Origin of the sequence: Kocuria sp. UBA5001 (assembly GCF_002398425.1) — a bacterium.
In the GTDB taxonomy this organism is placed as follows: Bacteria; Actinomycetota; Actinomycetes; order Actinomycetales; family Micrococcaceae; genus Kocuria; species Kocuria salsicia.
Genome location: NZ_DGYR01000003.1, coordinates 4,300 through 17,329, shown reverse-complemented (window position 1 = coordinate 17,329; position 13,030 = coordinate 4,300). Strand labels below are relative to the sequence as shown.

Here is a 13,030-nt window from a genome sequence, read left to right as displayed (position 1 = left end):
CTGGTGCCCACCCCGTGCCCGTGGCACACTGCCGGTGATGAGGACGCGCCTCACCGATCGACCGCGGCAGGGAGCACACCGTGACCGAAACACCCAGGACCACCACCACGGCCGCCGGCACGGTGGCGAGCGACCTGCCCGGAGGCGTGGTCCACGAGCTGCCCGCCGACCTCGCGAGCGCGCTGCTGGCCGAGCCGGAGACCGCGCAGCTGTGGCGCGGACTCACCCCGCTGGGGCGCAACGAGTTCGTGTGCTGGGTGGAGGACGCCAAGAAGCCCGAGACCCGCGCCCGGCGCATCCGCCGCACGGGTGAGGAGATGCACGAGGGCAAGCGCCGCCCGTGCTGCTGGCCCGGCTGCAAACACCGCGAGCGCACGGGCCGCTGAGCCCGACCGGACTGTCGCCGTCCTCGCGGTGCCCAGGAGTCCCTTCGCACGGGTTCCCGGGGGACCGCTCGGGGGCAGCGGGCCGCACGGCAGCCGCGTCCGGGCGAAGAGCGGGTGTGCCGCAGCCGATGAACAGCTGACTGAGCGCTTAGGCTTCCTCTGTGCACACTGCCGGTCAACGGCGGGTGCGCGATGCCCGTCTCGACCGAAGGTGTACTCGCATGGACTCGAGCTCCTCCGACACGACGCCCACGAGCCGCGCCGAGTCGAACAACCAGTACGTCGCCGAGCAGGAGGGGTACAGCAAGGGACTCACCGCGCGCCAGATCAACATGATCGCGATCGGCAGCTCCATCGGCACGGGTCTGTTCCTGGGGGCCGGTGGTGGTCTGGCGGACGCCGGGCCCGCCCTGTTCCTGCTGTACGCGGTGGCTGGGTTCTTCGGCTACCTGATCCTGCGCCAGCTCGGGGAGCTGGTGATGCACCGGCCGTCCTCAGGCTCCTTCGTCTCCTACACGCGCGAGTTCTACGGCGAGAAGAGCGCGTACTTCGTGGGCTGGATGTACTGGCTCTCGTGGGCGTCCACCACGGTGGTGGACGCCACCGCCATGGCCATCTACGTCAAGTGGTTCGGGCAGTACAGCCAGTTCGTCGCGGACCTGCCCCAGTGGCTGCTGGCCGCGGTGGTGCTGGTGGTCGTGATGATCACCAACCTCATCTCCGTGAAGGTCTTCGGGGAGATGGAGTTCTGGTTCGCCGTGGTCAAGGTCTCCGCGCTCGTGGTCTTCCTGGTCGTGGGCGTGGCGTTCGTGCTCTTCGGGACCCCCACGGGTGCGCCCACCGGGTTCTCCCTGATCAGTGAGAACGGCGGGATCTTCCCCAACGGTCTGCTCCCCGCCCTGGTGGTCTCGCAGGGCGTGGTGTTCGCGTACTCGGGCATCGAGCTGGTGGGCATCACCGCCGGTGAGACCCAGGACCCGCGCAAGACCATTCCCAAGGCCATCAACACGGTGATCCTGCGCATCGCGCTGTTCTACGTGGGCTCCATCCTGCTGCTCACGCTGCTGCTGCCGTACACGGCGTACTCGGCGGACGAGTCCCCGTTCGTCACGTTCTTCAGCTCCATCGGCATCGACGGCATCGGGCCCATCATGCAGCTCGTGGTGATCACCGCGGCGCTGTCCTCGCTCAACGCGGGCCTGTACTCCACGGGCCGGATCGTGCACTCCATGGCCATGGCCGGTTCCGCGCCCAAGTTCACCGGGAAGATGACGCGCTCGGGTGTTCCCGCGGGCGGCATCCTGCTCACGGTGGGCGTGGGGGCGCTGGGCGTCATCCTCAACTACTACGTCCCGGAGGAGGCGTTCAGCATCGTGCTGAACATCTCCGCGATCGGCATCCTGGTGGGCTGGGCCGCCATCACCCTGCCGCACCAGAAGTTCGTGCGGCTCTCCAAACAGGGCCTCTACCAGCGCCCCGCGTACCGTGCGCCGTTCGCGCCGTACACCAACTGGCTCACCATGGCGTTCCTCGTGGGCGTGATGATCCTCGTGGCGCTGGACTACCCGCTGGGTACCCTCACCGTGGCCTCGATGGCCGTGGTGGTCCCCGTGCTGATCGTCGGCTGGTTCCTGGTGCGGGACCGCGTGCGCGCCATCGCCGCCGAGCGCGAGGGCTACACGGGTGCTTTCCCCGTGGTCGTGAGCTCGTCCGTGGCCGAGCGCGGGCGACGTCGCGACGAGCGCCCCGGCAGCAGCGGGCGCGTGGACGACCTGGAGCTGCCGTAGTCCGTGCGCTGCGTGGGCGGCCCCACCGAGCCGGCCTGCGCGCTCAGTGGGCGCGCAGCGTCGTCGTAGTGATCACGAGGACGGGGACGAAGTCGAGCGCCACGGCGCCCAGCCCCGCGAACCCCCACAAGGGAGAGCACCGGGCCAGCGAGGGCTCCGCCCGCCGCCCCCGCACAGGTTCATGGCCAGGTCGGAGGTGCCCTGCAGTGCGGGGCGCTCCTGGGTCTGCACGGTTTCGGTGACCATGGTGGTCCTGGAGACCGTGGACGCGGACCAGCCCAGCCCCAGCAGGACCAGCGCGGTCAGCACGAGGCCGTGGTGCTCCGCGCCGAACCCGGTGAGCAGCAGTGCTGCGGCGAGCAGCCCCTGGCCGAGCAGGCCCATGCCGGTGAGCAGCATCGGAAAGATGCTCGTGGTGGCTCCGAGCAGGATCCCGGCGGCGCTGAGGATCGCGACGAACGCGCCGGCGCTCAGCGGCGTCCTGGCCCGGGAGGCCGCCGGACGCGGCCCGGGAGGTGACGGTCTTGCGTCCATGATGGCGCACGACGTCGTGCGGGTCGTTCCCCGCGCCTGCCCGCTCCCGCATAGGGTTGAGCCATGGAGCAGCCAGGGGACATCACATTCCGGACCCGCAAATGGGTGAAGCCCGAGGACCTCAACGCGAACGGCACCCTCTTCGGGGGGTCGCTGCTGCGGTGGATCGACGAGGAGGCCGCGATCTACGCGATCGTGCAGCTGGGCAACCGGCGGGCGGTCACCAAGTACATGTCGGAGATCGAGTTCGTGGCCTCCGCGGTGCAGGGCGACATCATCGAGATGGGCCTGACCGCCACCGCGTTCGGACGCACATCCCTGACCATGCGGGCGCAGGTCCGCAACGTCATCACGGGTGAGCTGATCCTGAGCATCGACAAGATCGTGTTCGTGAACCTGGGGGAGGACGGCCAGCCCACCCCGCACGGTTACACGGAGATCACGTACGACCGGGACCGGATTCCCACCCCCAGCAGCCTGAGGAGGCCACAGCAGTGAAGAAGCTGACCGCGCAGAGGATCACACCGTCCTGGACCTACCACGGAGAGGGCCCGTGCTGGAGCGCCGAGTGGGGCGGACTGGCCTGGGTGGACATGCTCGCCGGGGACGTCATGACGTTCGGCCCGCTGGACGAGCCGCGCCGGCAGGACGTCGGGGCGGTGGCCGCGTGCGTGCGCCCGCGCGAGACCGGAGGCCAGATCATCGCCGTGGAGCGCGGCGTCGTCCTCACGGACCGCGAGGGCACGTTCCAGCGCGAGGTGACCCTGTGGGACACCCCGGACGTGCGGATGAACGAGGGCGGTGTGGCCCCGGACGGCTCGTTCTACGTGGGGTCCATGGCCTACGACCAGGCCGAGGGTGAGGCAACCCTCTACCGGGTGGCCCCGGACCTGGACTGGGAGCCGGTGCTCGAGAACGTCACCATCTCCAACGGCATCGCGTGGTCCCCGGACGGCGCACTCGCCTACTACAACGACACACCCTCGCACGAGGTCGTGGTCTTCGACTGGTTCCCGGAGGCGGGGCTGCAGAACCGGCGCAGCTTCGTGCGCCCCGTGGTGGACGACGACGCCGCTGCGGCCGCCACGGATCCTGGCGAACAGTACGAGCCGGGCAGCGTCACAGCCAACCCGGACGGCCTGACCGTGGACTCGGAGGGCGCGGTGTGGACCGCGCTCAACGGCTCCGGCCAGGTGCACCGGTACCTGCCGGACGGCACCCTGGACACGGTGGTCTCGGTGGGTGCCAAGCAGGTCACGGCCTGCACCCTGGGCGGGGAGGACCTGCGCACGCTCTACATCACGACGTCGCGCGAGAACCTCCCCGCGGACGTCCAGCCCACGGCGGGGTCCCTCTACTCGGTGCGCGTGGCGGTGCCCGGGCAGGTCACGAGGGCGTTCGCGGGCTGACCTCTCGAGGCCCGGGCTGGCCTCTGGGTGGGGGCCGGCGGTGGGATGGACGAAGCGCGCATGCGGTGTGCCCGGCGTCGAGATCCCGTGGGGGCCTCGGCCGCGAGGCAGACACCGAAGCCAGACGAGCGCAGCGCCCGGTGCCACGTGGATCGTGGCGCCGGGCGCTGCGTGCTCCCCGCTGTGCCACGGAGGGCGACGGCGGGGAGCAGAACCTGCTCAGACGGCGTTCATCAGTCCCGCCCCGGGGATCGCGGCCAGCAGCTTCTGCGTGTACTCGGTCTGCGGGTTCTCGAACACGGCGTCCGTGGAACCGGTCTCGAGCAGCTTGCCCCGCTCCATGACGCACACGTTGTCCGCTATCTGACGGACCACCGCGAGGTCGTGGGTGATGAACAGGTACGTCAGACCCAGCTCGTGCTGCAGCTCGGCCAGCAGGTTGAGGATCTGCGCCTGCACGAGCACGTCCAGCGCGGAGACCGCCTCGTCGCACACCACGAGCTCCGGGTTCAGGGCCAGGGCGCGGGCGATCGCCACGCGCTGACGCTGCCCGCCGGAGAGCTCGTTCGGGTAGCGTGCGAGCATCGACTGGGGCAGGGAGACCTGGTCCATCAGCTCGCGGACCTTCTTCTCCCGCTCTTTGCCCGAGCCGACTCCGTGGACCCTCAGCGGTTCCTCGATGGTGCGGTAGATGTTGTACATCGGGTCCAGGGAGCCGTACGGGTCCTGGAAGATGGGCTGCACCCGCCGGCGGAACGCGAACAGCTTGCGCCCACGCAGCTGGGCCACGTCCTGGCCGTCGAAGTTGATCGTGCCGGAGGTGATGGGTTCCAGCCCGAGCATCATCTTGGCCACGGTGGACTTGCCGGAGCCGGACTCCCCGACCACCGCGGTGGTCGTGCCGCGCGGGATGGAGAAGGACACGTGGTCCACCGCGGTGAAGTCCTCGGAACGGCCCCACGAGCCGCGCAGCTTGTACACCTTGGTGAGGTCCTCGACCCGCACGAAGTCCTGCTTCAGTGTGGCCTGCATCGAGGTCCTGGGGCGCTCGGCCAGGAGGTCTTCCGCCTCCTGGCCGCGGCTGCGGGCCACCTGGATGCGCCGGGAGGCCAGCGAGGGCGCCGACTCCACGAGCTTTTGGGTGTAGGGGTGGCGCGGGTTGCGCAGCAGCTGCAGCGCCGGTCCCGCCTCCACGACCTCGCCCTTGTACATCACCACGACCTTCTGGGCCCGCTCGGCCGCCAGACCGAGGTCGTGCGTGATGAGCAGCACGGCGGTGCCCAGCTCGTCGGTCATCTTCCGGAGGTGGTCCAGGATGGTGCGCTGCACGGTCACGTCCAGAGCTGACGTGGGCTCGTCCGCGATCAGCAGCCGCGGCTGGCACGAGAGCCCGATGGAGATCAGCGCGCGCTGGCGCATGCCGCCGGAGAACTCGTGCGGGTACTGCTTGGCGCGCTTCTCCGCGTCTGGCAGGCCGGCTTGGCTGAGCACCCGGGCCACGTCCGCGTCAGAGGACGGCAGACCGTTGGCCTTGAGGGTCTCCCGAACCTGGAAGCCCACCTTCCACACCGGGTTCAGGTTGGACATCGGGTCCTGGGGCACCATGCCGATCTGGCTGCCGCGCAGCCCCACCTTGCGCTTCTCGCTGGCGTGGGTGATGTCCTCGCCGTCGAAGATGATCTGCCCCGAGTTCACACGGCCGTTGGCGGGCAGCAGCCCGATCGCGGCCAGCGCCGAGGTGGACTTGCCCGAACCGGACTCGCCCACGATCGCCACGGTCTCACCGGGCATCACGGTGAAGTTCGAGTTCTTGACGGCCTGGACCTCGCCCGTGGCGGTGGTGAAGGCGATCCCGAGATCGCGCACCTCCAGCAGGGGGCGGTTCTTATCCTGGGTCTCCTGCGACATGCTCATCACTTCTTCCGGGCCTTCGGATCCAGGGCATCACGCAGCGCGTCACCGAGCATGATGAAGCTCAGGACGGTCAACGACAGTGCCAGGCCGGGCCAAAATACGGGCATCGGGTTGGAGCGGAAGGCGTCCTTCGCGTCCGAGATGTCGTTGCCCCAGCTCATCATGCCGGGCGGCAGTCCGATGCCGAGGTAGGACAGAGTGGACTCGGCGACGATGAACGTGCCCAGGGAGATCGTGGCGATCACGATCACCGGGGCCATCGCGTTGGGGATGATGTGGCGCATCAGGATCCCCAGGGAGGAGACCCCCAGGGAGCGGGCGCTGACCACGTAGTCCGCGTTGCGCACCTCGACCACGGCACCTCGCATGATGCGCGCGATCTGTGGCCAGCCGAAGAGCACGAGCACCACCACCAGGGTCCAGACCCCTCGGTGGGCCTTGAAGAACGGCAGCTGCATGACCACTAGGGCGCCCAGGATCAGGGGCAGCGCGAAGAAGACGTCGCCCAGGCGGGCGAGCACGCCGTCGATCCAGCCGCCGAAGTAGCCGGCGAGCGCACCGATGATCCCGCCGATGACCACCACGCCGATGGTGGTGAACAGGCCCACCATCAGCGAGGCCCGGGTCCCGGCGATCACGCGCGAGTACACATCGCAACCCTGGGCGGTGAAGCCCATGGGGTGACCCGCGGAGGCCTTGCCGTTGGAGTTCTCCAGCAGGCACTGGGTGGCGGCCGCGGACGGGTTCTCCGTCCAGAACAGCTGCGGGAACAGCGCCACCACGATCACCAGGACGATCAGCAGCGCGGCAATGACGAACGTGGGCTTCTTGCGCAGCTGCCGCCAGGCGTCGCGCCACAGGCTCACAGGGGCACCCTCGGCAGAGCGGGAGTCCGTGGCGGTGACGGGAGTGCTCCCCACGTCTGCGACGAAGTGCTCCATCATGATGCCGGTGCTCAGCCCGCCCAGGTCCTTCTGATGGGATCCGGCCGGGGTGTCGGCGGTGTCCGCGATCTCTCGCATGGCCGCTTCGTGGGCGCGGGCCTCGGGATCCAGGTCCCGGTCCGCGGCGTCGTTGTTTTCCATGTTGGCCTCACGCATAACGGATCCTCGGGTCGAGCCAGGCGTACAGGAGATCGACGACCAGGTTGGCCACACAGAAGATGATGACCATCACGGACACCACGGAGACCACCATGGGTGCGTCGCCGAGGGTCAGTGCTTTGTACAGCTGGTTGCCGATGCCCGGGACGTTGAAGATGCCCTCGGTGACGATCGCTCCGCCCATCAGGGCGCCCAGGTCCATGCCCAGGAAGGTCGCCACGGGGATCATGGAGTTGCGCAGGATGTGCACCCGCACCACGCGTCCACGGGTCAGGCCCTTGGCGGTGGCGGTGCGGACGTAGTCCGCGCTGGCGTTCTCCGACACGGCGGTGCGGGTCAGGCGCAGCACCTGGGCGAAGGAGACGAGTCCCAGCACGATGCCGGGCAGGATCAGGTCGCTCCAGTCCGCGGCGCCGGAGACGGTGGGCTTCGCGAGGCCCCACTTGACGCCCACGAAGTACTGCATCACGAAGCCGAGCACGAAGATCGGCACGGCGATGACCACCAGGGACAGCACCAGGACGGTCGAGTCGAACCAGCCGCCCTTCTTCAGCCCGGCGTACAGGCCGAAGGTGATGCCGAAGATCGCCTCGAAGATCAGCGCGATGATTGCGAGGCGGATGGTGGCGGGGAAGGCGTCCGCGAGGACGCTGCTGACCTCGCGCCCAGAGAAGTTCACTCCGAGGTCGCCGGTGAGCAGGTTGCCGATGTAGTGGAAGTACTGCATGAAGAAGGGGTCGTCCAGGTGGTACTGCTTGGTGAGCGCGGCGGCGACACCGGGCGTGCAGCCCTTGTCCCCGCACAGCGCGTCCAGCGGATCACCGGGGGTCATGAAGACCAGGAAGTAGACCAGCAGCGTGGCGCCCAAGAACACGGGGATCAGCTGCAGGAGTCTTTTGACCAGGTACCAGGCCAAGGGGCGCTCCTATCGGGAGAAGTGGCAACGGGGAGACACCGGGTTGCGGTGTCTCCCCGCTGCGTGGTGTGCGTCAGGAGGTCAGCGGATCAGCTCTTGGTCTTCTCGACCTTGTAGTACTCGGGAACGCCGTCCCAGCCGGTGTCCACGCCGGAGACGTTCTCGGACCACGCCGTGTTGGCCTGGTTGTACCAGAGCGGGATCGAGGGCAGGTCCTCCAGGAGCATGGAGTCGGCCTCCTGGAACTTCTTCACACCGTCCTCGGTGGTCTTGGCCTCGAGGCCGGAGTTCAGGGTGTCCTCGAACTTCGGGTTGTCGTACCGCGAGTCGTTGGAGGCGGCGCCCTTGGTGAAGGTGGGGCCCATGAAGTTGTACATGGAGGGGTAGTCGGCCTGCCAGCCGGAGCGGGTGGCGCCGGTCAGCTTGCCGGCCTTGGCCTCGCTGCGCAGCTCCTTGAAGGTGGAGTAGGACTTGCCCTCGACCTCGATGCCCAGGTTGTTCTTGATCTGGTTGGCGACGGCGTCCACCCACTTCTTGTGGCCGCCGGCGTCCGCGTTGAAGGCGATGGTCAGCGTCTGGGACTTGTCGTAGGGCTGGATCTTCTCAGCCTTGTCCCACAGCTCCTTGGCCTTGTCCTTGTTGAACTTTGTGTTCTCGGAGTTCGGGAGGTTCTCGTCGTAGCCCTCGATGGTGGGGGCGGTGAAGTCGGTGGCCGGGGAGCGCGTCTCATTGAAGATCACCTTGGTGATCTCCTGGCGGTCGATGGCCATGGACAGGGCCTGGCGGCGCAGCTTGCCGGCCTCGCCCTTCCAGTTGTCCTGGTACTCCGGGACGGCGAGCGTCTGGATGCCGGCGTAGGGCTTGTCCGAGTAGCGGTCGCCGAGGTCGGACTTGTAGTTGCCGAGCGCGCCGGTGGGGACCTGCTGCAGGACGTCCAGGTTGTTGGAGATCAGATCCTGGTAGGCGGTGTCCGGGTTCTGGTACAGCTTGAAGGTGATGCCGCCGTTCTTGGCTTCCTCCGGGCCCTTGTAGTCGTCGTTCTTGACGAGGTCGATGGCGGAGTTGTGCTGCCAGGCACCTTCCTTGGCCATCTTGTAGGGGCCGTAGCCCACGGGGTTCTCGCCGAACGCCTTCATGTCCTTGAACGCGGAGGAGGGCATCGGCGCGAACGCGGTGTAGCCCAGGCGCTGCTCGAAGTCCGACTGCGGGGCGACCAGCTTGACGGTGAAGGTGGTGTCGTCCACGGCCTTCAGCCCGGACATCTTGTCCTCGGTGCTGCCCTCGGCGGAGACCGTCTCGTAGCCCTCGATGGGCTCGAAGAAGCTCGCGGCGCCCTGGGCGTTCTTGGCTGCGGCGCCGTAGTTCCAGGAGTCCACGAAACTCTGGGCGGTGATCGCCTCGCCGTTGGTGAACTTCATGTCCGGCTTGATCTTGATGGTCCAGGTCTGCTTGTCCTTGGACTCGATGGACTCCGCGAGGTCGTTCTGGGTCTTGCCCTCGGAGTCGTAGGTCACCAGGCCGTTGAAGATCTGCTGGATGACCACGCCGCCACCGGTCTCGGTGGTGTTGGTGGGCACCAGTGGGTTCTGGGGCTCCACGCTGTCCGCGGTGATGACGGCGCTGCCGTCGGCCGCCTCGTCGGAACCGCCGCCACCGCAGGCGGTCAGGGAAAGGCTCGCCACAGCGGCGATGCCCAGAGTCTTGGAAATGCGGGAAAGTCGCATCTCGCCTCCTCAAAAGCGAAGTGGACCGGCGGCTCTTGAGGCCAGCGTCCGGGAATTCGAATGGAATGGATATGACGACATCCTGGGATCGGTGCTGGGCTTATGGCCCAGAACACACGTGAGTGTATCCCAGCTCATGTGTCGTGCGGCGCTGCTATCGGGCGTGTTCGCCGCGTCGACCGCGGGGCCTCTCCCGGCGCGGAACTCCACCCGCGTGCGACTGCGTCTCATTGCCGCTACTCTCGGTGCAAGAGCCCGCTGCCGGTCCGAGGAGGTCCAGGTGAGACAGTCGCACGGCGAGTCCGAGGACGTGGTGACGCGTTCCGTCCGCATGCTCGCCGACCACGGGTACCTGGAGACCACGGTGGAGCAGCTGGCCCAGGCCGCCGGGATCAGCCGCGCCACCTTCTTCCGCAAGTACGGCAGCAAGGAGGACATGGTCTTCGCAGACCACGCCGCCACGCTGGAGCGCCTCGAGGTGCTGCTGCACCGGTCCGGCCTCTCCCCGCGCAGGGGACTCGTGGAGGGCGCGCAGCTCGTGTTCCGCCACCACCTCGACCACACGGAACGTGCCGTCGCCCGGCACGACCTGCTGCAGGGCGTGGAGTCGCTGCGGGACCGCGAGATCGCCATGTCCTCGCGCTACGAGCGTGTGTTCCAGGCGTTCCTGCGGGACGCGCTGGCCCCCTCCGAGGACCGCAGGGTCACGGCGGTCGCGCTCGCGGCGGCCACGGTGGCGGTGCACAATGCCTTCCTGCGCACGTGGCTGCGGGATCCGAGCCCGGCCGGCGGTGAGCAGCTCGCCGCCTCGCTCAGCCAGCGGGTGGCGTGGCTGTGCTCGGTCTTCGGCGTCGGGTCACCGGCGAGAGGTGCTCTCGGCCCGGTAGACCCGGTGCCCGCGTCGGGCACGATCTCCCGGGAGGCCGGGGGTGACGACGTCGCCGCCGCCTCGGAGGGGCCCGCGCCGATCGTCGTCGTGGTCCCGCAGGGCACGGACCCGCAGGTCGCCGCGGAGCGCGCCGCGCGGTCCGTGTACGAGGCGTTGCGCTCCTAGTCCGCGCGCCTCTCACGGCTCGCGCGCCGTTCCGACTCCAGGACGGCGTAGAGCAGCTCGTCGCGCCACTCGCCCAGCTGCCGGTGGCTCTCGTGCAGGGTGGCCTCGTGGCGCATGCCCAGACGTTCGCAGACCCTGGCCGAGGCCGTGTTGAGACTGTCCAGGCGGGCGAAGACGCGGTGGGCACCGAGCCGCTCGAAGGCCAGGTCCACGGCAGTGCCGGCCGCCTCGCTCGCGTATCCCCGGCCGGTGTGGTCCGGGTGCAGGGCCCAGCCGATCTCCACCTGGGCGGACTGCGCGTCCACGAGCGTCAGCGCGATCTCCCCCACCAGCTCCTCGGAATCCCGGGGTGAGAGCGCGAGCCGCAGGCTGTCCCCGTCGTGGGCCCAGTCCCGCGGCCCCCGGTGGGCCTCGACGGTGCGCACCACGTGGTCGAGGTCCCGCGGCGCTCGCCAGGCGAAGACCGCGTAGTCCTCGCGGGACTGGTAGGAGTGCATGGGTTCGATGTCGGCTTCTGTGGGCCACCGCAACTGCAGGCGGCCGGAACGCAACGGCAGCTGGAGAGTCATCGCGCCCAGCCTATCCAGGGCCCTTGCGGGGACGGTACGCGGTGACACCGCATGTCTTGACGTGAGACTGCGTCTCAGGGCAAACTGAGCCGCAGTTATGTGGTCCACACCACCCCCTTGCTGAGACACAGGAGCGCAAGCGTGAGCGAACAGTCCTTCCCGTCCACCGTGACCATCACCGTGACCCGGCCGGTGCTGCCCGGCCGGGAGAAGCCCATTGCGCTGGTGTCCCTGGACTCGACCGCCCCCAACGGCCTCGTGATCTGGGGCTCCGCAGCCATGCGGGACCTGCAGCGTGAGCTCTCGGCGATCGACACCTCCGAGGTGGAGGCCGTGGTCGTCACGGGCAACACCAAGTCCTTCGGCGCGGGCGCCAACCTCAAGGAGATCCGCGCGGCGCAGCTCAGCGGCACCTCGGACGAGTACGTGGGCTCGGGCCACGACGCCTTCGGTGTCCTCGCGGAGATGGACGTCCCCACGTTCTCGCTCATCACGGGCGTGGCCTTGGGCGGGGGCATGGAGCTGGCGCTGCACACGGACTACCGCCTCTCCACCGCGGGCAAGGCCCCCATGGGCCTGCCGGAGTGCCACCTGGGCTTCTTCCCGGGCTGGGGTGGCGTCTACCTGCTGCCGCACCTCGTGGGAGCGGAGGCCGCGCTGAACGTGATCGTCACGGACTCCATGAGGGGCAAGAACCTCAACCCCGCCAAGGCCGCGGAGATCGGGCTTGTGGACGCGGTGCTGGACGGCGCTCCCGGCACCGACGAGTGGGAGACGTCCTGGCAGAACTGGGTCGTGGAGGCCCTGGAGGGCAAGCACGAGCCCCGCCGCACCGCGGAGGACGCCCAGACCTGGGACGCCGCCGTGGAGAAGGCCGCCGCGAAGGCTGAGAAGGCCTGGCACGGTGCGGCTCCCGGGCCGGTGGCCGCCATCGAGCTCGTGGGCCGTGCGCGCACCGAGTCCCGCGAGGCCAACGGCGCCGCCGCCGTCGAGGTGTTCAAGGAGATCGTGCAGTCGGAGCCCGCCCGCGCGTCCCTGTACGCGTTCGAGCTCGTGAGCGCCCGCAGCAAGCAGGCCGCCAACGTCCCGGACGCCCCGGTCCGCGAGATCCGGAAGGCCGCCGTGATCGGCGCGGGCCTGATGGCGGGCCAGCTCGCGTCCCTGCTCGCGCAGGGCGCCGGCATCCCCGTGGTGATGACGGACCTCGACGACGAGCGTCTCGAGGCCGGTGTGCAGCGCACCCGCGAGCGTTTCCTCGCCCAGGCCCAGAAGGGGCGCATGAGCGAGGAGAAGGCGCAGCAGCTCGGTGCGCTGATCACCGGCGCGAAGAGCCCTGAGGACCTCGCGGACGCGGACTTCGTGATCGAGGCCGTCTTCGAGGAGATGGACGTCAAGCGCCAGGTCTTCGCCCAGTGGGAGCCGGTGATCCGTGAGGACGCGATCCTCGCCACCAACACCTCCTCACTGTCCATCACGGAGATGGGCCGGGATCTCAAGCACCCGGAGCGCCTCGTGGGCTTCCACGTTTTCAACCCGGTGGAGGTCACCCCGCTGCTCGAGATCATCGCGGGCGAGAAGACGGACGACTCCACCCTGGCCACCGCGTTCGACCTCGCCGCCAAGATGCGCCGCAT

At 68.8% G+C, this 13,030-nt stretch carries 12 protein-coding genes; 6 read left to right on the top strand and 6 right to left on the bottom strand.

Annotated features, from left to right (window positions below; all coding sequences use genetic code 11):
- Positions 1-80: 80 nt before the first annotated feature.
- Both B3G12_RS02415 and B3G12_RS02410 read left to right on the top strand, forming a co-directional pair.
- Entirely contained in the window at positions 81-386 is a 306-nt protein-coding gene (locus B3G12_RS02415) for a YdeI/OmpD-associated family protein (protein WP_144943242.1), read from the top strand.
- A 221-nt stretch (positions 387-607) separates the two neighbouring features.
- On the top strand, positions 608-2,173 hold the full coding sequence (locus B3G12_RS02410) for an amino acid permease (RefSeq protein ID WP_290498914.1): 1,566 nt from the start codon (positions 608-610) through the stop codon (positions 2,171-2,173).
- Positions 2,174-2,245: 72 nt separating this feature from the next.
- On the opposite strand, the gene B3G12_RS02405 is transcribed toward B3G12_RS02410, so the two are convergent.
- Complete coding sequence (locus B3G12_RS02405; RefSeq protein ID WP_186366761.1) at positions 2,246-2,707, bottom strand: hypothetical protein; 462 nt, start codon at positions 2,705-2,707, stop codon at positions 2,246-2,248.
- Between the two features lie 63 nt (positions 2,708-2,770).
- On the opposite strand from B3G12_RS02405, the gene B3G12_RS02400 reads away from it, so the two are divergent.
- Together B3G12_RS02400 and B3G12_RS02395 are read left to right on the top strand one after the other, a co-directional pair.
- A complete protein-coding gene (locus B3G12_RS02400) occupies positions 2,771-3,205 on the top strand; it encodes an acyl-CoA thioesterase (protein WP_144943243.1) in 435 nt (144 codons plus the stop codon).
- On the top strand, positions 3,202-4,116 hold the full coding sequence (locus B3G12_RS02395; RefSeq protein WP_145011781.1) for an SMP-30/gluconolactonase/LRE family protein: 915 nt from the start codon (positions 3,202-3,204) through the stop codon (positions 4,114-4,116). The genes B3G12_RS02400 and B3G12_RS02395 overlap by 4 nt, the downstream gene beginning before the upstream one ends.
- Positions 4,117-4,335: 219 nt before the next feature.
- Here B3G12_RS02395 and B3G12_RS02390 read toward each other — a convergent pair whose 3' ends face one another.
- The 4 genes from B3G12_RS02390 to B3G12_RS02375 all read right to left on the bottom strand — a co-directional run bounded on the left by B3G12_RS02390 (position 4,336) and on the right by B3G12_RS02375 (position 9,773).
- The gene (locus B3G12_RS02390) at positions 4,336-6,030 is read right to left on the bottom strand and encodes a dipeptide ABC transporter ATP-binding protein (RefSeq protein ID WP_144943245.1); all 1,695 of its coding nucleotides are present in this window, start codon (positions 6,028-6,030) and stop codon (positions 4,336-4,338) included.
- The gene (locus B3G12_RS02385) at positions 6,030-7,130 is read right to left on the bottom strand and encodes an ABC transporter permease (RefSeq protein ID WP_145011783.1); all 1,101 of its coding nucleotides are present in this window, start codon (positions 7,128-7,130) and stop codon (positions 6,030-6,032) included. The genes B3G12_RS02390 and B3G12_RS02385 overlap by 1 nt, the downstream gene beginning before the upstream one ends.
- Positions 7,123-8,049 carry an ABC transporter permease gene (locus B3G12_RS02380; protein ID WP_145011786.1) on the bottom strand — a complete coding sequence of 309 codons (927 nt, stop codon included), beginning with the start codon at positions 8,047-8,049 and terminating at the stop codon, positions 7,123-7,125. Before B3G12_RS02380 ends, B3G12_RS02385 begins: the two co-directional genes overlap by 8 nt.
- Positions 8,050-8,138: 89 nt before the next feature.
- Complete coding sequence (locus B3G12_RS02375) at positions 8,139-9,773, bottom strand: peptide ABC transporter substrate-binding protein (RefSeq protein ID WP_144943246.1); 1,635 nt, start codon at positions 9,771-9,773, stop codon at positions 8,139-8,141.
- 280 nt (positions 9,774-10,053) lie between these two features.
- Between B3G12_RS02375 and B3G12_RS02370 the strand changes: the two genes are divergently transcribed.
- Entirely contained in the window at positions 10,054-10,827 is a 774-nt protein-coding gene (locus tag B3G12_RS02370; RefSeq protein ID WP_186366762.1) for a TetR/AcrR family transcriptional regulator, read from the top strand.
- On the opposite strand, the gene B3G12_RS02365 is transcribed toward B3G12_RS02370, so the two are convergent.
- Positions 10,824-11,396, bottom strand: a complete 573-nt coding sequence (locus B3G12_RS02365; protein WP_145011792.1) for a GNAT family N-acetyltransferase — start codon at positions 11,394-11,396, stop codon at positions 10,824-10,826. The two genes, B3G12_RS02370 and B3G12_RS02365, sit on opposite strands and share 4 nt — an antisense overlap.
- A 141-nt stretch (positions 11,397-11,537) precedes the next feature.
- Between B3G12_RS02365 and B3G12_RS02360 the strand changes: the two genes are divergently transcribed.
- The coding region (locus B3G12_RS02360) for a 3-hydroxyacyl-CoA dehydrogenase NAD-binding domain-containing protein (RefSeq protein WP_290498909.1) at positions 11,538-13,030 on the top strand (1,493 nt) is incomplete at its 3' end.